Consider the following 17093-nt stretch of genomic DNA (forward strand, 5'->3'; position numbering starts at 1 on the left):
CGTCACTCGCTCTCTTCTACGCGCGCTATCAGTTCCTCGGGCAGACATGAACCGATCAGGTCGCCCAGGCCATCAGTCTTACCATCAGGGCCGAAGGCGCCCATCGACAGCAGCACGTTGAGCAGCATTCCGACAGCGAGGAAGTCGCGGACGCGCTCCTCGTCCCAGCCGGTGCGCTGCAGGGTGGAGAAGATCCGGGCCATCTGAGTCCGGGCGGTCGCGGCGATCTCGGGGACCCCTCCGGTGGCGAAGCCGTGCATCATCACGCGGAGCAGGTCGGAGTCGGCCAGCAGCTCGGTGTACGCCGTGCCGAGCTGGACGTCGCCGGTCTCGGGGTCGAAGTCGTCGGAGGCGATCACGGCGGCGAAGGTCTCCTCGATCGCCGAGCAGGCCCGGGTGAGCACCTGGAGGAAGAGCTCCAGCTTGGTGCCGAACATCCGGACGACGTACGGCTGGCTGACCCCGGCCTCCTTGGCCACGTGGTCGGTGCTGGTGCCGGCGTACCCGCCCTCGGCGAACGCACGGGTGGCGGCGTCGAGGATCTGCTCGCGCCGCTCCTCGGCAGGCATCCGGATGCTCATGCAGCGATGTTATCAGTCGATAACCAGCGTTCCGACGGTCGCGAACCGCTCCGCATGGCACCCACACCGGCCACCCTTGACATGTAATCGAACCATTACTTAGGCTGCTGCGCAGTTTGTAATCATTCGATGCCAACGCCTCTTCCCAGCACCATCCCACCCCCCGCCCGAGGAGCTCTCATGACGACCCTCACCACGTCCTCACCCAGCCCCACCACGACCGAACGCCGGTTCCCGCTCTGGCTGGTGATCGTCGCGGTCAGCCTGCCGATGTTCATGGCGACCCTGGACAACCTCGTGATGACCACCGCCCTGCCGGTGATCCAGCGCGACCTGCACGCCTCGGTCGGCGAGCTGTCGTGGTTCCTCAACTCCTACACGCTGGCGTTCGCGACCTTCATGCTCCCCGCGGGCACCCTCGGCGACCGGATCGGACGACGCCGGATGATGGTGATCGGCCTGAGCGTCTTCACCCTCGCCTCGATCGGCGCCGCGCTCTCGGACTCCTCGAACACCCTGATCGCCGCCCGCGCCGTCCAGGGCCTCGGCGCCGCCGCGGTGATGCCGCTGTCGCTGACACTGCTGGCCGCCAACGTCCCGGAGAAGATGCGCGCCGCCGCGATCGGGATCTGGGGCGGCGTCTCCGGGCTCGGCGTCGCCCTCGGACCGGTGATCGGCGGAGCCGTCGTCGACGGGATGAGCTGGCAGGCGATCTTCTGGATCAACGTGCCGGTCGCCGTCATCGCACTGCCGCTGATCTGGCTCACCGTCCGCGAGTCCAAGGGCACCTGGCAGCGCCTCGACCCGCTCGGCACGCTCCTGATCGGCGTCGCCGTCTTCGCCGGGATCTGGGGCGTCGTGCACGGCAACGACGACGGCTGGACCTCGGCCGGTGTCCTGATCCCGTTGATCCTCGCCGCAGTCCTGCTGCCCGCGTACGTCGTCCACGCCCGGCGCCGCAGTGACGCCGTGCTCCCCCTGCGCCTCTTCCGTTCCCGGAGCTTCACGGTCGCCAACGTGGTCGCCCTCGGCTTCTGCGCCGGCATGTTCGGCGCGGTCTTCCTGCTCTCCCAGTACCTCCAGGTGGTCAACGGCTACACCCCGCTCGAGGCCGGCATCCGGACCCTGCCCTGGACCGCCGCCCCGATGGTGATCGCCCCGCTGGCCGGGATCGCGTCGAGCCGGATCGGCCTGCGGCCGCTGCTGCTGGTCGGCCTGGCGCTCCAGGCCTGCGCGCTGGTCTGGTTCGCGACGTTGGGCGAGTCCGGGGCGTCGTACGGCTCCTTCGTGCCTGCCCTGGTGATGGCCGGGGTCGGCATGGGGATGGTCTTCCCGTCGGTCTCGAACGCGGTGATGGGCGGACTGCCGGAGAGCGACTTCGCCGTCGCAAGCTCCTCGAACTCGACCATCCGGGAGTTCGGCGTCGCCCTCGGCATCGCCCTGCTGACCGCGGTCTTCACCGGCAACGGCGGACAGATCACCCCTACCGGGTACGACGGCGCGATCGGGCCCGCCCTGCTCACCGGTGCCGCAGCGGTGCTGGTCGGGTTCATCGCCGCCCTCTTCACCCCGCGCCGAACCACGGGCGGCTGACGCCTCCGCGGATGCGGAAGACTGCCGTCATGACCCGCGCGATCAACGCCCTGACCGTCGACCTCAACGACCTGCCTCTGGAGCCCGGCTCCGTCGTCAGCGGTACGCCGCGCGCCGGACTCGTGACCTCCGGAGCGCTCGGCGAGGTCGAGGTCGGCGTCTGGGAGCTCACCGAGGGCACCGTGACCGACACCGAGGCCGACGAGCTCTTCGTAGTGCTCTCGGGCACCGGCACGGTGACCTTCGCCGACGGCGAGAGCATCGATCTGGCCCCAGGGGTGCTGGTCCGGCTGCACGAGGGCGAGCAGACCACCTGGACGATCACCTCCCCACTGCGGAAGGTCTGGATCAGCTAGAGGGCGGGCGCGCTCACTGCGCGAACGCCACCCCCATCAACCGCACACAGCGCTCGGTCATCTGGGCCGCGCTCTCGCCGGGGTGGTCGAGCCACCAGGCGACCAGCGAGTCGACCAGGCCGACCCAGACGGCGGTCATGGCCGAGATGTCAGCGGCGTCGGTGTTGCCCGCCACCGCCATCATCTCCGCGACGCCCTCGTGGGCCAGGACGGTGATCCGCTCGGTGTAGTCGGCGAGCGCCGCAGCGACGCCGTCCACCGCCCGGGGGACGGTCGGGTCGAAGAGCAGACGCCACACCCAGGGGCGGTCCTCGAGCACCTCGAAGATCGCCTCCAGGGTCGCCAGGCCGCGCTCCAGGCCGACCAGGCCGGAGCCCGCGACCCGCTCGATCTCGCCGAGCAGCAGGCCTCCTGCCCGGTGCAGGCAGGCGTCGAGCAGCCCCTCCTTGGAGCCGAAGTAGTGGTAGACCATCGGCTTGGAGATGCCCGCCCGCGACGCGACGTCGACGACGGAGGCGGCGGCGAAGCCCTGGGAGCCGAAGACCTCGGTGGCCGCGGCGAGGATCTGCTCCTCGCGGTCGGCGCGTGGAACGCCCTTCGTCCCGGCAGTGCCGGCCCCGGATCGCGTCATGCGGTGAGTCTAGACAGTGAATTGACCTCGGGGTAACTTACCCAAGAGTCAATTAACCGAACGCCCCACCACCTGGCTGTCGTCCAGGCGGCATCCAGCAGAGAGGAGAGGCCATGCACGACGTACTCGACCTCTGGCAGAACCCGGTCACCTACGCGATCCCGTTCTTCGCGCTCACCATCGGGATCGAGCTGGCCGCCCTCAAGTGGCTCGACCACGACGACAACGCGACCGGCTACGCCTTCCGCGACGCCGGCACGTCGATCCTGATGGGCCTGGGCTCCCTGGTCACCTCGGTGGTGCTCAAGGTGATCGGCTTCCTGATGTACATCTGGGTCTGGGACCACCTCGCGCTGTGGCACGTGCCGAACACCTGGTGGGGCATCCTGCTCGGCGTCGTCGCGGTCGACCTGGCCTACTACTGGAACCACCGCTTCGTGCACCGCGCCCGGGTCGGCTGGGCTGCGCACCAGGCGCACCACTCCAGCGAGTACATGAACTTCGCCACCGCGCTGCGGCAGAAGTGGAACCCGTGGTGGGAGCTGCTCTTCTTCCTGCCGCTGCCGTTCCTGGGCTTCTCGCCGTTCTCGATCTACCTGGCGTTCTCGATCAACCTGATCTACCAGTTCTACGTCCACACCGAGACCATCGGGAAGCTCCCCCGCCCGATCGAGGCGATCTTCAACACCCCGTCGCACCACCGCGTGCACCACGGCTCGGACCCGGAGTACCTGGACAAGAACTACGCCGGGATCCTGATCATCTGGGATCGGATGTTCGGCACGTTCACCCCGGAGGTCCAGCGGCCGACGTACGGACTGACGAAGCCGGTCACCACCCACAACCTGCTCACCCTGGAGTACGGCGACTACCGCGCGCTCTGGGTGGACGTACGCCGTGCACGGAGCTGGTCAGAGCGGCTCGGCTACCTCTTCCGCCCGCCGGGCTGGGCGCCGGAGGGTGAGCAGCCGACGCCGTCGCGCGCGATCGACGACACCGCCCCGGCACGCGTCTGAGCACCGGCCAGGATCACGCCCCGCGCGGGTCGCGCATCCCCGTGACCCACGCCGCCAACGAGATCAACGGCAGCAGGCCACCCAGCCAGCACACCGAGGTCCAGGCGCCGTGGGTGTGGGCCAGTCCCGCCGCCAGCGAGGCGAGCGCACCGCCGAGGAAGACTGTCGTCATGTAGACGGTCGTCACCCGCGCCCGAGCGCGCGGGGCGAGCGTGTAGATCACGTGCTGTCCGATCACCTGGTGACCCTGGACGGCGAAGTCGATCAGCAGCGCGCTCACGACGAGCGCCGCGACCGAGGAGTGGCCCAGCCCGGCGAGCAGGAACCCGACCACGACCAGCACCACCATCAGCAGGCTCGCAGGACGCCCCAGCCCCCGGTCGGCCAGTCGTCCGGCGAGCGGGGCGGCCAGCGCACCGCCGGCCCCGGCCAGGGCGAAGAGCGCGATCGCGCCCTGGCTGAAGTGGTGCTCGTCGACCAGCTCGAAGGCGATCCCGGTCCAGAACACCGTGAAGGCACCGAACATCGCCGCGTGCGCCAGGGTCCGGCGCCGCAGCACCGGCTCGGCCCGGATCAGAGGGACCAGCGAGCGCAGCGTGGCGCGGTAGGTGACCGAGCCCGCGGGGCGCCAGTGCGGCAGGGTGCGGGCCAGCAGCAGCGACAGCCCGACCATCATCACCGCGGAGATCAGGTAGATCGCCCGCCAGTCGGCCACCTCGGCGACGGCGGCCGAGGCCGAGCGGGCCAGCAGGATGCCGAGCATCAGGCCACCCATCACCTTGCCGACGAAGGCGCCCTCCTGCCCTGCGGGCGCCAGGTGCGCGGCGAGCGGCACCAGCACCTGGACGATCACGCTGGTGACACCGATCAGCACTGCGGCGGCGAGGAAGACCCCCATCGAGGGGCTGAGTCCGGCGGCCACCAGGCTGAGCGCGGTGAGGAGGAGCAGCCGGGTGATCAGCGCCCTGTTCTCCAGCAGGTCGCCGAGCGGCACCAGGAACAGCAGCCCGACGGCGTACCCGGCCTGACTGAGGGTGACGGCGAGACTCGCGGTCCCTTCGCTGACGCCGAACTCGCGGGAGATCAGCTCCAGCAGCGGCTGGCAGTAGTACAGGTTCGCCACCACGACCCCACAGCCGAACGCCATCACCAGGGCGAGACGGCTCATCGACAGCGGTGCGGCGGGGGCCTCGGTCATGGACCGAGCCTGCCAGCCCGCGCCGCTACGCTCCCGGCCGGGCTCCCGGCCCGGGCGTCAGCCGATCGGCGCAGCGGAGGGGTGCAGCGCTACCGGGAGGTGCTGATAGCCGCGCAGGATCCTGGTCGGCCGCCGCGAGGAGCCGGACTCCAGGCTGAGCTCGGGGAACCTGTCGAAGAGGGTGCGCAGTCCGACCTCGCCCTCCATCCGGGCCAGCTGGGCACCCAGGCAGTAGTGCCGCCCGCCACTGAAGGCGAGGTGGTCGCGGGCGTTCTCGCGGGCGACGTCGAAGGTGAGCGGGTCGGTGAAGACGTCCGGGTCGTGGTTGGCCGCAGCCAGGGAGGCGGTCACCGGCAGCCCGGCGCTGATCTTCGCCCCACCGAGCTCGGTCTCGCGCGAGGCCATCCGACCGGTCAGCAGCACGGGCGGATCGAGACGGAGGATCTCGTCGACCGCGTTGGACCAGAGCTCGGGCTCACGGCGCAGCCGGTCGAGCTGGTCGGGGTGGGAGGCGAGCAGCGCGGTGCCGTTGCTGAGCAGATTGACGGTGGTCTCGAAGCCGGCGGCCAGGACCAGGCCGGCGGTCGCCTTGAGCTCCAGCTCGGTGAGCCCGACGCCGTCCTCCTGGGCGGCGATCAGGTGGCTGAGCAGGTTGTCGCCGGGGTTGCGGCGCAGCCAGGCGAGGTGGCCGGTGAGCCAGCCGTCGAAGTCGTGCAGGGCCTTGTCCACCGACCGGTACGTCGACCAGGGCAGGCCGAAGTCGAGGGAGGCGGCAGCGCCCTCGCCGTAGGCCAGGATCGTGTCGCGCTCCTCGGCCGGGACACCGAGGATCTCGCTGATCACCGTCACCGGCAGCAGGCCGCAGTACTCGGTGACGAGGTCGATCGGCTCGCCCGGACGCTCGCGGTGGCGCTCGGCCATCGCGTCGATCAGCTCGGTGGCGACCTCCTGCGTGCGCTCGCGGAGCTGCTCGACGGCGCGGGCGGTGAAGACCCGGGTGACGAGCTTGCGGTAGCGGGTGTGGTCCGGCGGCTCAGTGACCAGCAGGCTGGGCGGCTCGATCGGCGAGAAGACCTCGCTGCGCACCGCCGCCTCGAGCCGGGCGAGGGTGGAGTTCACCACGGTCGGGATGCCGGTGCGGTAGTCGGCGCCGCTCAGCACCTCCTTGACCAGCGCATGGCTGACGGCGATGTAGCTGAACTTGCCGCGGGCCACACCGCCCTCGGCACGGACCTCGTCGTAGATCGCCTCCAGCTCACCGGCACGGGCCGGGTCGCTGGCCGCCAAGATCAGGCGACCCTGGACGTCGCCCTCCTTGGCTCCGCGATGGATGACGAGGCGGAGGAGTCCGTGAGTGAGACCCCAGCGGGCGAAGGGCTTGAACGGGAGACGCGCCATGTCTCCAATGTACGTGTGACACGGCGTCGCGGGTAGAGGTTCACTAGGCTCATCTCATGAAGGTCTCGCTGTGGCCCAACACCTCGAACCCGGTCGCCGACATCCTCAGCGAGGCGGCCTGGGCTGATGAGCAGGGCTGGCACGGCATCTGGATCGCCGACCACTACATGCCCAACACGGGCACGACCGAGCGGCTCGACGGCCCGATGAACGAGGCCTGGACGGTGCTGCCGGCAGTCGCGACCCGCACCCAGCGCGCCCAGATCGGGGTCCTGGTGGCGCCGACGACGGTGCACCACCCGGCGCTGCTGGCCAACCGCGCCGCGACCCTGGACCAGCTCAGTGGGGGCCGTTTCGTCCTCGGGCTGGGCGCGGGGTGGCAGATCAACGAGCACACGGCGTACGGCATCGACCTGCGCTCCCCCAAGGATCGGGTCGACCGGTTCGAGGAGGCGATCCAGATCGTGACGCTGCTGCTCACCGAGAAGCGGACCACGTTCACCGGCTCGCACTTCCAGATCGACGACGCTCCGTGTGAGCCGAAGCCGGTCCAGGAGCGGCTGCCGATCCTGGTCGGGACCGCCGGACCGCGGATGCTGCGGATCACTGCCCGGTACGCCGCCCAGTGGAACAGCTGGGGCACTCCCGAGGTCGCCGCGACGAAGCTCGAGGCGCTGCACGCCGCCTGCGAGAAGGTCGGCCGCGACCCGCAGACGCTGTGGAAGAGCACCAACATCATGCTCGACCTCGACGGTCGTCACCCGGCCCCGGCAGATCGGGTGCTGAGCGGATCGGCGGCCGAGCTGACCGATCGGATCGGCCGCTACGCCGAGCTCGGGTTCGACGAGTTCAACCTGCCCAGCTGGAACCTCGGCGCGAGCGTCACCGAGCGGATCGACGCACTCGCCGAGCTGCAGGAGACGGTGCTGGCCGCCGTCAGTGGGTCCTGAGCCGGCCGACCACGAACGCCACCGCCCCCGCCAGGAGGCCGACCAGCATGCCCAGGATCGCCGAGGGCATCCCGACCTCGGCGACCGCGAACCAGGCGGTCGCGGGGTTGGCCCACAGGCCGAGGATCAGTCCGACCACGCCGCCGACGACCCCGAACGCGAGCATGAAGCCGACGACGAACCGCATCGGCACGGGAAGCACGCGCAGGTCGAGTTGCTCACGGAGGCCGGACACCCTTCGATCATCCGCCGGTGGCGCTCAACCTGCAAGGGTCGGGCGCGGCTCACCCCGTCGTGGCGCCGCCCGTTGACCTCATCTGTGCCACCGCCGCGTCGTCGCCGCGCGCCTGGAGGCCAGCGAGGACCCCGGCCTGGTCGGCCGCCGAGCGGTTCTGGCTCCACTTCGCCTTCGCCTCGACGCCGGTGACCCTCAACTCGACACCGACGATGCCACGCAGATGCTGGTCGATGAAGTCGCCGGGAGCGTCGTCGACCGACCACGGGCACGCCTCGGCCGCCTCATAGAGGTCGCTCAACGCCCGCACGTGCGCGTGCAGCCACGCGGCGTCCTCGATCAACGTCGCCATGCCGCGCAGGTGGACGGCGCTGTAGTTGAGGGTCGGCACCACCCGCCCATGCTCGGCCTTGGCCGGATAGAAGCTCGGCGAGACGTACGCCTCGGCGCCGCTGATCACCGCCAACGCGTGACTGCCGGCGCCGATCGCCGCGACCTGCGGATTGGGGCGGGCCAAGTGCATTCGCACCGTGTCGCCCTCCCAGACGAACGGCAGCCGCGTCGCCCACGGGACCCCGTCAGCCCCGGCGGTGATCAACTCCAGCGAGCCCGCCGCGGCGGCGAAGGAGCGGACCTCGGCAGGGTCCATGACGAAGGGGCGTGGAAGATACATCGCACCCCACTCTGCTGGCCGGGCCGGTGTGCTTCAAGCCGTTTACGTCGGCCCGAGCCGGGCTCAGGCGGTGTACGCCGAGAGCCCGTCGATCGTCCCCGCCAGGCTCTTCAGGTAGTCCTGGAGCCCCGCCTCGACGTCGGCCTTGGTCTTCCCGTCGAACTTCGTCGTGCAGGCCGAGACCGCAGCGGTGGCCGCGTCGGCGGTCGACCCCGGGAACGCCTTCGCGACGGCGTCGGTGCACAGCGTGGTGAGCTCGGCCGAGGTCAGCGCGGGCGCGGTGGTCGGGTCCGTCGAGGGCGTCGTGGTCGCATCGGTGGTGGGGTCCGTCGTCGGGTCCGTGGTCGGGCCGGTCGTCGGGTCCGTGGCGGGATCGGTCGTCGGATCCGTGGTCGGGTCCGTCGTCGGGTCGGTGCTCGGCTTCGTCCCCGTGGAGCCGGTCGAGCCCGTCGAGCCGGTGGTGGTCGAGGCAGGGGTGAGCGTCTTGATCTTGTGCCCGGCGGAGCTGTTGTCGCGCAGGCCCTTCTTCCGCGAGGTGGTCGTCGACTCCTCCTCGACAGCCGCGGCCGTGGCGACGGCACGCACACTGGTGCCGAGGCTGACGCCGACGTACGCCGTGGGCACGTAGGCCGCCGTCGACGCGTAGCCGGTCTGGTACGTCGACGCGGCAGCCATCACCGAGTCGGCGTACGACGACGAGTGGTTGTAGCGCAGCAGTGCGGCGCTCTGGCCAGCCGCGGTGGAGAGGTCCTCACCCCCGGCGCACAGGTAGACCGCCGCGGCGAGCGAGGCGTCGTCGATGTCCTGCGGGTTGCGTACGCCGTCACCGTCACCGTCGACGCCGACGGTGGCCCAGGTGGAGGGCAGGAACTGCATCGGGCCGACGGCGTGGTCGACGCTCGCGTCACCGTCGAGGGTGCCGCCGTCGGTGTCGGCGACCACGGAGGTGCCGTTGGTGCCGTCGAGCGCGGGGCCGATGATGGCCGGCGAGGCGATGCCGTTGGTGCCGAGCGTGGAGCCGCCCGATCGTCCGTGGTTGGACTCGATCTTGCCGACCGCCGCGAGCAGCGACCAGTCCAGGTGGCACGACGTCGAGGCGCTGTTGATCACCGACGCGGCCCGCTGGTAGGCCGCCTGGGCGACGCTCGGGATGTCGGACCAGGCCGAGGCGGCGGAGGCGACCTTGACCGCCGTGCCGACGCTGGGCGTCCAGACGCTGGCGGGCGCCTCGTCGGTGCCACTGACCTGCAGCGCGGGGGCCTCGAGCGCGGACGTGGTCGGCTCCGAGGAGGCGCTGGCGCTCGCGCTCGGCGTGGTCGAGGCGGCGACGGGACTCGTCGTCGAGCGGTGGGACGCGTGCACCACGCCCGTCAGGCACAACGCAGCGACAGGCACCGCGGTGAGGATCTTCGGCACCAGGCCGAACTCGGTTGTGGGCTGGTGACCAGGGCCGAGAGACATGACAGGACTCGCTTCGCAGGGACGCGCGGACGGTGCCGCAGAACAACCAGACCAACGTAAGCCCATCCACCTGACAGCGGGATGAACTCCGGCCAAATGCCCCCTAACAGTGATGACCCCCGGGCGTGATTACTCACACGCATGCCAAATTTCGGCATCACTGTCCGCCGTGTTCGTTCTCTTGACACTGTGTAAATGTTCTGGCTACTGTGACCGCCACCACAAGGTGCTCTGCACCACATTTCCCGGGACACATGAGGGAGCTATGACCGACAACATCAGCGCCAACACCACCGTGAACACGGTGCTGGGCGCCATCGACGCCGCCGATCTCGGCGTCGTCGCCGTGCACGAAACCCTTCGCTCGGTCGTCCCGGGCGCGGAGTACGCCTACGACATCACCATCGATCGCGCCGAGGTCTTCGAGACGCTGGCGACGAAGCTGCGCGCCTTCAAGGCCGCGGGCGGCTCGACCCTCGTCGACGCCGCCGGGATGTTCCACGGCCGCGACGTACGGATGTACGAGGCGCTCTCACGCGCCACCGGCGTCCACATCGTCGCCTCCACCGGCCAGGGCCCCGAGGCCATGCTGGGCGGCTACTTCCTCACCCCGCAGACCAACCCGCCCACCCCGTGGCCCGCCGAGAAGTGGACCGCGATGTTCACCGGCGAGCTGGTCGAGGGCATGGTCGTCCCCCGCGTCGAGCGCCGTGGCGTGGCCGGACTGGTCGCCACCACCGCGACCCGCGAGGGCCTGACCAGCAACGACGAGTCGATCTTCCGCGGCGCCGGCCGAGCAGCAGTCGCCACCGGCGTCGCGGTCTCCATCCGGTACGGCGCTGACGCGCTGTCCGACCTCGCCGTCGTCACCTCGGAGGGGCTGTCGGCCGACCGCGTCGTCGTCGGTGGCCTCGACCGCGCCGACGCCACCGGGGTCGCCGCCCAGGTCGCCGCAGCCGGCGCCTACGTCGGGATCGACCACGTCGGCACCGAGTCCGAGGGCTACCTCAGCGACGCCGACCGGGTCGCCCTGGTCCGCGAGCTGATCGCCGCCGGCCACACCGACCGGATCCTGCTCTCGGCCAGCACGGCCGGGGTCTCCTTCGGCGAGCCCGACGACGCCGCCCGCACCCGGATCGGCTTCGACCACCTGCTGACCACCTTCGTCCCGGCCCTCACGGCCGCGGGCGTGAGCGAGGAGGACGTCCAGCAGATCCTCGTCGCGAACCCGGCTGCCCTGCTGAGCGTGAAGGGGAACTGACCATGACGCACGTGAACACCGTCCTCGGCACCGTCCCGACCGAGGAGCTCGGCTTCGTCGCCGTCCACGAGCACATCGGCTACGGCATGCCCGGATCCGAGCTCGACACCCAGTGGTGGAAGACCCCGGAGCAGCGCTACGAGGAGACCGTCCCGAAGCTGCGCACGTTCCACAACAACTGCCAGCCCTGGGGCGCGGCGACGTACGTCGAGGCCACCGGCATCTGCAACGGCCGCGACATCAACTACTACCAGTCGCTGTCGGAGAAGACCGGCGTCAACATCATCGCCTCCACCGGCTTCGTGGGGGGCGACACCGCGCTGCCGTTCTTCGAGCGCGCCACGGTCGACTACCTCTACCGCCAGTTCGTGCACGAGATCACCGTCGGGATCGGCAACACCGGCGGCAAGGCCGGCATCATCAAGGTCGGCGTCTCGCGCGGCTTCATGATGAAGGAGCTCGACCTGCGGATCTACCGGGCCGCCGCCCGCGCCGCCGTCGAGACCGGCGTCCCGATCTTCACCCACCTCGCGGTCAACGCCGAGCCCGCCGTGGAGATCTTCAACGAGGAGGGCCTCCCCCTCGACCGCGTCCTCTTCGGTCACGCCGACGACGGCGTCTCCCAGGGCAAGGTCCGCCAGGAGTGGATCGCCGACCAGGGTGGCCGGATCGGCTTCGACACCTTCGGCTACGACCTCGAGCTCCCCGACCCGCCGTTCTGGGGCCGGCACAAGAAGGACCGGCTCAACCACCTGCTCTCCTTCATCGAGGCCGGTTACCTCGACCAGGTCCTCGCCTCGGCCGACGCGAACTGCTCGCCGCTGGGCTGGCCCGGGGTCAAGGGCCACACCGTGAACTACCTGTTCGAGACGCTCCTGCCCGACCTCAAGGCCGCAGGCGTCGACGACTCGGTCGTCGACAAGATCTTCGTCGAGAACGCCGCCGACTTCCTCACCATCAAGAACTGAGACACATCATGGACATCACCAACCTCAACATCGCCATCGTCGGGGCGGGCTACGCCGGTGCTGCGGCCGCCAAGGCCCTGAGCAACCTGGGCGCCAACGTCACCGTCTACGAGCAGGCCTCCCAGGTCCGCGAGGTCGGCGCCGGCATCGGCCTGCGCCCCTCCTCCATGAACCAGTTCAACCAGTGGGGCATCGGCGACGCGATCAAGGCCGTCACCTCCCCCTCCAACGCCTTCGAGATCCTCACCGCCGAGTGCCACCGGATCGCCGTCGAGGAGTGGCCCGAGAAGGAGGCGTACGGCGAGACCACCAACTTCATCCACCGTGGCGACTTCATCGAGGCGCTGCTCAGCGTCCTGCCCGAGGGCATGGTCAAGCTCGGCCACAAGCTGGAGTCCCTGGTCGAGGGCGACGACGGCGTGACCCTGACGTTCACCAACGGCGAGACCGCCACCGCCGACCTGGTCGTCGGTGCCGACGGGATCAACTCCGTCGTGCGCAACAAGCTCTTCAGCACCGCCGCCCCGGTCTTCGCCGGTGAGCACGCCTACCGGGTCGTGATCGACGCCGACCAGACCTTCGACATGGTCGCCGACGGCAACCTGCGGATGTACATCGGTCGCGGCACGAAGGTCTACCTGCTGCCGCTGCTGCACCGCAACCAGGTCTCCTTCGACATCACCGCCCTCAGCGCCGACAGCACCTGGGCCCCCCAGGTCACGCTGGCCGACGTACTCAAGACCGTCGAGGGCTTCGACGAGCGGATCGTGAAGATCACCGAGGGCCTCGACATGGCCCAGGTCAACGTCCGCGCCGTCTACGACATCGACCCGGTGGAGAACTGGAACACCGACGCCGTCGTGCTGATCGGCGACGCCGCCCACGCGATGTGCCACCACCAGGGCCAGGGCGCCAACTCCGCGATCCTCGACGCCGGTGCGCTGGCCGACGCCCTCGCCGCCGGCCCGACCGTCGCCGAGGGCCTGGCCGCCTACAAGGCCGCCCGCAAGCCGATCACCGACGAGCTGCAGCGGATCTCGCGCCACGGCTGGACCGACGACGAGCTCGACGACGTCTTCCCGGGCCAGAAGCCGGGCCAGATCGCCGCCACCATCGAGGCCTGACGATGGCCCTGCACCCCGAGATCGCGAAGATCGTCGCGAACCTCCCCCACCCCGAGGGTCCGCTCGACCCGGTCGCGATGCGCGCCGGCGACGAGGCCCACGTCGCACCCCTGGCCGAGCGGCTCCCGCTGTACTCGGTCGAGGACACCACGATCGCCGGCGTCCCGGTCCGCGTCTACGCGGCGTCGGCCCAGACCGAGGGGACGCTGGTCTACTTCCACGGCGGCGCCTTCTTCCTGGGCAGCCTCGAGACCCACGACCACGTCGCCCGGTCGCTGGCCGCGGCGACGGGTCGCCGGGTGGTCTCGGTCGGCTACCGACTGGCTCCCGAGCACGCCTTCCCCGCCGGGCTGACCGACTGCTTCGACGTGACCGCGGCCCTGCTGGCCGAGGGCCCCGTCGCGATCGCCGGTGACAGCTCGGGCGGCACGTTCGTGGCCGCCGTGGCCGGGATGGTCAAGGACGCCGGTCTGGAGGGGCTGACCCACCAGGTCCTCTACTACCCCTCGCTCGACCTCGACTTCGACGAGACCCGCTACCCGTCGATGGTGGAGAACGCCGTCGGGTACGGCCTGGAGACCGCGGGGCTGAAGCCGTTCAACGCGTTCTACCTCGACTCCGGCGCCGACCCGGCCGACCCGCGGGTCTCGCCGATCAAGCGGGCCGACCTGACCGGTCTCGCTGCCGCACTCATCCTCACCGGGGAGCACGACCCGATGCGCGACGAGGCCGAGCTCTACGGCAGACACCTGGCCGAGGCCGGCGTACCGACAACCGTCACCCGGTACGCCGGGGCCGGGCACGGGTTCGTGCAGCACTTCGGCTGGATCCCGGAGTACGGCCGTGCCTTCGCCGAGACCGCAGCGTTCCTGCGCGGCGAGCAGATCGAGGACGGGGACGCCTGATGGCCACCCCGACGGCGGTCCACCCGCTGTTCTCCCCGTGGGGCCGCTTCGGCCTGTTCAGCTTCTACATCGACGCCGAGCAGCCGGCGATCGTCGACACCGGGATCAACACCTCCCCGGAGTCGATGAAGGCCGAGCTCGCTGCGATGGGACGCGACATCGCCGACGTCCGCTGGATCCTGCTCACCCACGGGCACATCGACCACGTCGGCGGCGCTGTCGCGCTGTGGGAGATGACCGGCCGCCAGGCCCAGGTCGTCATCCACGCTGATGACGCCGAGATGCTGCGCTCGCGCCAGGCCCACGTCGATGAGTACGTCGCCGGGCGTGGCCGGTTCATCGACGACCCCGAGGGCGCCGCCAAGGTCGCCGCTGCGGGTCAGGCCGTGATCTCCGGCGAGATGGAGCCGACCATGACCGTCACCGGCGGCGAGGTCCTCGACCTCGGTGCCGGGGTCAGCGTCACCGTGCACCACATCCCCGGTCACACCCCGGGCTCGGTGGCCTATGTCCTGACCTCGGAAGGGACCGACCAGAACGACGTCTTCACCGGCGACGCGGTCCAGATCCACGGTGCCGCCAACGGCTTCCCGGGGTACACCGACCCCGAGGCCTACCGCACCTCCCTGGCCCACCTGCGCGACGAGGTGAAGCCGAACCGGCTCTTCCTCGGCCACCCCTACCGCTACGCCGGCGCTGAGCCGACCGGGGTCGAGCTCGACGCCACCGCTGCCGCTGCCGCACTCCAGGGCTCGATCGACATCGAGGCGGGCATCGCGGCCGCGGCACACGAGTGCCTGTGCTCCGGGCTGACGGCCGGCACGTCGGCGTACGCGCCCTTCGAGGGCGTCGCCGAGGCAACCGGCTACACCGGTGATCCGACGCTGGAGCCCTCCCCGTTCTTCACCTCGATGAACGGCTACGCGACCCACTTCACGAACTCCTGAGGACGAGGTTCCATGACTGACTTCCAGACCATCCAGGCCGGCCTGCAGCAGATCGCTGTGGGCAAGGACCTGCGCATCCCGATGCGCGACGGTGTCGAGCTGGCCGCTGACGTCTACACCGGCACCCCGACCGACGCCGGGGAGATCGTTCCGCGTCCCGCACTGGTCGCGCTGTCGCCGTACGGCAAGGAGCTGCAGGCACTCGCTCTCACGATGCCGCCGCAGCGGCGGCCCTCCCCGATGTGGGACGGCTGCATCGAGGCCGGTGACATCGCCCGCGTGGTCGACAACGGCTACGCGCACGTGATCGGCGACCTGCGTGGCTCGGGCGCCTCCGAGGGCGAGCACATCGGCAACTACAACGCCGGTGGCGTCTCGCTGGGCCAGGACGCCTACGACTTCATCGAGTGGGTCGCCGCCCAGCCGTGGTGCGACGGCAACGTCGGCATGATCGGGATCTCCTACTTCGGCTCGATGCAGGTGCTGGCCGCGGCCGAGCGCCCGCCGAGCCTGAAGGCGATCTTTGTCTCCGGCGGTCACTACGACTTCTACGAGACGACCTACCACGGTGGCGTGATGTGGCTGATGCCGCGCGCGGCGCGTGAGGGTCGCGGCGGCGACTCGGGCTGGGCCTTCACCGACCGGGTGAAGTCGCGGATGCTGGAGAACTGCACCCCGGAGGAGGTCCAGGCTCGGGTCGCCGAGCGGCTGGCCGACCCGGACGTGCAGGCGTGGCCGAACCTGTTCCACACGCTGCACTACCCGACGAACCACGAGGCCTGGTTCGACATCATCACCAACGACGTCGACGGTGAGTGGTACGAGGAGCGCAACCCGGTCAACCTCGCCGAGAACATCGACATCCCGGTCTGGCTGCAGATCGACCAGGGCCGCGGCTGGACGATGGACGGCACCATCGAGTGCTTCAACCGGATCCCGGCCGCGAACAAGAAGCTGACCATCGGCCCCTACCCGCCGATGCAGTCGCGCCCCTTCATCGAGGAGCACGACAAGATGTTCCGCTGGTACGACAAGTGGATCAAGGGCATCGACAACGGGGTCGACGAGGAGCCGGCCGTCTCGGTCTTCGTCGAGGGCTCGCGGTCGTACTCGCACGGTGACGCGTTCCCGACCCAGGAGGTCGAATACCGCGAGATGTTCCTGCGTCCGCGCCGCAAGCTCTCCTTCGAGCCCGAGACGATGGCGGTCGAGTACGCCGCCCCGGACGGCTTCTTCCAGGCGCCGCTGACCGTGACGGACCGGGTCGAGATCATCTCGTGGAGCTCCGACGTGTTCGAGGAGCCGACCACCCTGATGGGCACGGGTGCCTTCCACCTGTTCGCCTCGATCGACACCGACGACACCAACTGGATCATGCGTCTGTGGGACGAGGCACCCGGCGGCAAGCGCCAGCTGCTCACCACCGCCTACCTGAAGGCGTCGATGCGCGAGCTGGTCGAGTCCGAGTCCACGCTGGGCTCCCCCGTCCACCCGCACACCCGCAAGGTGCCGGTGGAGCCGGGAGCGATCGAGGAGTACGTCCTCCGGGTCTACCCGATGGCCGCCACGATCCTGCCCGGCCACAAGATCGTGGTCGAGCTGTCCTGCAACGAGCCGATGGCCGACGAGCACAACTCGCTGCTCCCGCCCGACGCCTTCCACGTGCCGGTCGGTCGCCCCGTCCAGCACACGATCTACCGCGACGCTCACCACCAGTCGCGGCTGGTGCTGCCGTTCACCAAGGCCTGAGCCGTGGTCTGACGCAGCACACCGTGTCGCAAGCCCCGCAGTCGTGA

General features: G+C 70.1%; 17 protein-coding genes. 10 read left to right on the forward strand and 7 right to left on the reverse strand.

Features of this window, described 5'->3' with window-relative positions; genetic code table 11:
- Positions 1 to 2: 2 nt before the first annotated feature.
- The gene (locus Q1V88_RS12660; protein WP_300681560.1) at positions 3 to 581 is read right to left on the reverse strand and encodes a TetR/AcrR family transcriptional regulator; all 579 of its coding nucleotides are present in this window, start codon (positions 579 to 581) and stop codon (positions 3 to 5) included.
- Positions 582 to 761: 180 nt separating this feature from the next.
- Here Q1V88_RS12660 and Q1V88_RS12665 point away from each other — a divergent pair, with 180 nt between their 5' ends.
- Both Q1V88_RS12665 and Q1V88_RS12670 read left to right on the forward strand, forming a co-directional pair.
- Complete coding sequence (locus Q1V88_RS12665; RefSeq protein ID WP_300681561.1) at positions 762 to 2174, forward strand: MFS transporter; 1413 nt, start codon at positions 762 to 764, stop codon at positions 2172 to 2174.
- Positions 2175 to 2203: 29 nt separating this feature from the next.
- The gene (locus Q1V88_RS12670; protein WP_300681562.1) at positions 2204 to 2530 is read left to right on the forward strand and encodes a cupin domain-containing protein; all 327 of its coding nucleotides are present in this window, start codon (positions 2204 to 2206) and stop codon (positions 2528 to 2530) included.
- Positions 2531 to 2543: 13 nt separating this feature from the next.
- Here the strand turns inward: Q1V88_RS12670 and Q1V88_RS12675 are convergent, their stop codons facing one another.
- Positions 2544 to 3161: a TetR/AcrR family transcriptional regulator gene (locus Q1V88_RS12675; RefSeq protein ID WP_300681563.1), complete on the reverse strand. Its 618-nt coding sequence runs from the start codon at positions 3159 to 3161 to the stop codon at positions 2544 to 2546.
- Between the two features lie 113 nt (positions 3162 to 3274).
- Here Q1V88_RS12675 and Q1V88_RS12680 point away from each other — a divergent pair, with 113 nt between their 5' ends.
- Complete coding sequence (locus Q1V88_RS12680) at positions 3275 to 4177, forward strand: sterol desaturase family protein (protein WP_300681564.1); 903 nt, start codon at positions 3275 to 3277, stop codon at positions 4175 to 4177.
- A gap of 13 nt (positions 4178 to 4190) precedes the next feature.
- On the opposite strand, the gene Q1V88_RS12685 is transcribed toward Q1V88_RS12680, so the two are convergent.
- Together Q1V88_RS12685 and Q1V88_RS12690 are read right to left on the reverse strand one after the other, a co-directional pair.
- Complete coding sequence (locus tag Q1V88_RS12685) at positions 4191 to 5375, reverse strand: MFS transporter (protein ID WP_300681565.1); 1185 nt, start codon at positions 5373 to 5375, stop codon at positions 4191 to 4193.
- A 57-nt stretch (positions 5376 to 5432) separates the two neighbouring features.
- Complete coding sequence (locus Q1V88_RS12690) at positions 5433 to 6773, reverse strand: cytochrome P450 (RefSeq protein WP_300681566.1); 1341 nt, start codon at positions 6771 to 6773, stop codon at positions 5433 to 5435.
- 56 nt (positions 6774 to 6829) lie between these two features.
- On the opposite strand from Q1V88_RS12690, the gene Q1V88_RS12695 reads away from it, so the two are divergent.
- Positions 6830 to 7723, forward strand: a complete 894-nt coding sequence (locus tag Q1V88_RS12695; protein ID WP_300681567.1) for an LLM class flavin-dependent oxidoreductase — start codon at positions 6830 to 6832, stop codon at positions 7721 to 7723.
- On the opposite strand, the gene Q1V88_RS12700 is transcribed toward Q1V88_RS12695, so the two are convergent.
- The 3 genes from Q1V88_RS12700 to Q1V88_RS12710 all read right to left on the reverse strand — a co-directional run bounded on the left by Q1V88_RS12700 (position 7710) and on the right by Q1V88_RS12710 (position 10092).
- Entirely contained in the window at positions 7710 to 7958 is a 249-nt protein-coding gene (locus Q1V88_RS12700; protein ID WP_300681568.1) for a hypothetical protein, read from the reverse strand. The two genes, Q1V88_RS12695 and Q1V88_RS12700, sit on opposite strands and share 14 nt — an antisense overlap.
- A 49-nt stretch (positions 7959 to 8007) precedes the next feature.
- Positions 8008 to 8631, reverse strand: a complete 624-nt coding sequence (locus tag Q1V88_RS12705) for an FMN-binding negative transcriptional regulator (RefSeq protein WP_300681569.1) — start codon at positions 8629 to 8631, stop codon at positions 8008 to 8010.
- 63 nt (positions 8632 to 8694) lie between these two features.
- Positions 8695 to 10092 carry a lytic murein transglycosylase gene (locus tag Q1V88_RS12710; protein WP_300681570.1) on the reverse strand — a complete coding sequence of 466 codons (1398 nt, stop codon included), beginning with the start codon at positions 10090 to 10092 and terminating at the stop codon, positions 8695 to 8697.
- Between the two features lie 265 nt (positions 10093 to 10357).
- On the opposite strand from Q1V88_RS12710, the gene Q1V88_RS12715 reads away from it, so the two are divergent.
- Genes Q1V88_RS12715 through Q1V88_RS12740 form a run of 6 tightly spaced genes read left to right on the forward strand, consistent with a single transcriptional unit; the run spans position 10358 to position 17046 of the window.
- Entirely contained in the window at positions 10358 to 11353 is a 996-nt protein-coding gene (locus Q1V88_RS12715; RefSeq protein WP_300681571.1) for a hypothetical protein, read from the forward strand.
- Between the two features lie 2 nt (positions 11354 to 11355).
- Positions 11356 to 12321 carry a phosphotriesterase gene (locus Q1V88_RS12720; RefSeq protein ID WP_300681572.1) on the forward strand — a complete coding sequence of 322 codons (966 nt, stop codon included), beginning with the start codon at positions 11356 to 11358 and terminating at the stop codon, positions 12319 to 12321.
- Between the two features lie 8 nt (positions 12322 to 12329).
- Positions 12330 to 13445: an FAD-dependent monooxygenase gene (locus tag Q1V88_RS12725; protein ID WP_300681573.1), complete on the forward strand. Its 1116-nt coding sequence runs from the start codon at positions 12330 to 12332 to the stop codon at positions 13443 to 13445.
- 2 nt (positions 13446 to 13447) lie between these two features.
- A complete protein-coding gene (locus Q1V88_RS12730) occupies positions 13448 to 14350 on the forward strand; it encodes an alpha/beta hydrolase (protein WP_300681574.1) in 903 nt (300 codons plus the stop codon).
- Positions 14350 to 15297: an MBL fold metallo-hydrolase gene (locus tag Q1V88_RS12735; RefSeq protein WP_300681575.1), complete on the forward strand. Its 948-nt coding sequence runs from the start codon at positions 14350 to 14352 to the stop codon at positions 15295 to 15297. The genes Q1V88_RS12730 and Q1V88_RS12735 overlap by 1 nt, the downstream gene beginning before the upstream one ends.
- Positions 15298 to 15309: 12 nt before the next feature.
- On the forward strand, positions 15310 to 17046 hold the full coding sequence (locus Q1V88_RS12740; RefSeq protein ID WP_300681576.1) for a CocE/NonD family hydrolase: 1737 nt from the start codon (positions 15310 to 15312) through the stop codon (positions 17044 to 17046).
- The last annotated feature ends 47 nt before the right edge of the window (positions 17047 to 17093 follow it).

This window comes from Nocardioides sp. (genome assembly GCF_030150155.1).
Lineage (GTDB): Bacteria > Actinomycetota > Actinomycetes > Propionibacteriales > Nocardioidaceae > Nocardioides.

What these genes read in the sequence shown, in the direction of transcription:
- Q1V88_RS12660 (WP_300681560.1), bottom strand. Translation starts at nt 581, where the DNA reads ATGAGCATCCGGATGCCTGCCGAGGAGCGGCGCGAGCAGATCCTCGAC.
- Q1V88_RS12665 (WP_300681561.1), top strand. Translation starts at nt 762, where the DNA reads ATGACGACCCTCACCACGTCCTCACCCAGCCCCACCACGACCGAACGC.
- Q1V88_RS12670 (WP_300681562.1), top strand. Translation starts at nt 2,204, where the DNA reads ATGACCCGCGCGATCAACGCCCTGACCGTCGACCTCAACGACCTGCCT.
- Q1V88_RS12675 (WP_300681563.1), bottom strand. Translation starts at nt 3,161, where the DNA reads ATGACGCGATCCGGGGCCGGCACTGCCGGGACGAAGGGCGTTCCACGC.
- Q1V88_RS12680 (WP_300681564.1), top strand. Translation starts at nt 3,275, where the DNA reads ATGCACGACGTACTCGACCTCTGGCAGAACCCGGTCACCTACGCGATC.
- Q1V88_RS12685 (WP_300681565.1), bottom strand. Translation starts at nt 5,375, where the DNA reads ATGACCGAGGCCCCCGCCGCACCGCTGTCGATGAGCCGTCTCGCCCTG.
- Q1V88_RS12690 (WP_300681566.1), bottom strand. Translation starts at nt 6,773, where the DNA reads ATGGCGCGTCTCCCGTTCAAGCCCTTCGCCCGCTGGGGTCTCACTCAC.
- Q1V88_RS12695 (WP_300681567.1), top strand. Translation starts at nt 6,830, where the DNA reads ATGAAGGTCTCGCTGTGGCCCAACACCTCGAACCCGGTCGCCGACATC.
- Q1V88_RS12705 (WP_300681569.1), bottom strand. Translation starts at nt 8,631, where the DNA reads ATGTATCTTCCACGCCCCTTCGTCATGGACCCTGCCGAGGTCCGCTCC.
- Q1V88_RS12710 (WP_300681570.1), bottom strand. Translation starts at nt 10,092, where the DNA reads ATGTCTCTCGGCCCTGGTCACCAGCCCACAACCGAGTTCGGCCTGGTG.
- Q1V88_RS12715 (WP_300681571.1), top strand. Translation starts at nt 10,358, where the DNA reads ATGACCGACAACATCAGCGCCAACACCACCGTGAACACGGTGCTGGGC.
- Q1V88_RS12720 (WP_300681572.1), top strand. Translation starts at nt 11,356, where the DNA reads ATGACGCACGTGAACACCGTCCTCGGCACCGTCCCGACCGAGGAGCTC.
- Q1V88_RS12725 (WP_300681573.1), top strand. Translation starts at nt 12,330, where the DNA reads ATGGACATCACCAACCTCAACATCGCCATCGTCGGGGCGGGCTACGCC.
- Q1V88_RS12730 (WP_300681574.1), top strand. Translation starts at nt 13,448, where the DNA reads ATGGCCCTGCACCCCGAGATCGCGAAGATCGTCGCGAACCTCCCCCAC.
- Q1V88_RS12735 (WP_300681575.1), top strand. Translation starts at nt 14,350, where the DNA reads ATGGCCACCCCGACGGCGGTCCACCCGCTGTTCTCCCCGTGGGGCCGC.
- Q1V88_RS12740 (WP_300681576.1), top strand. Translation starts at nt 15,310, where the DNA reads ATGACTGACTTCCAGACCATCCAGGCCGGCCTGCAGCAGATCGCTGTG.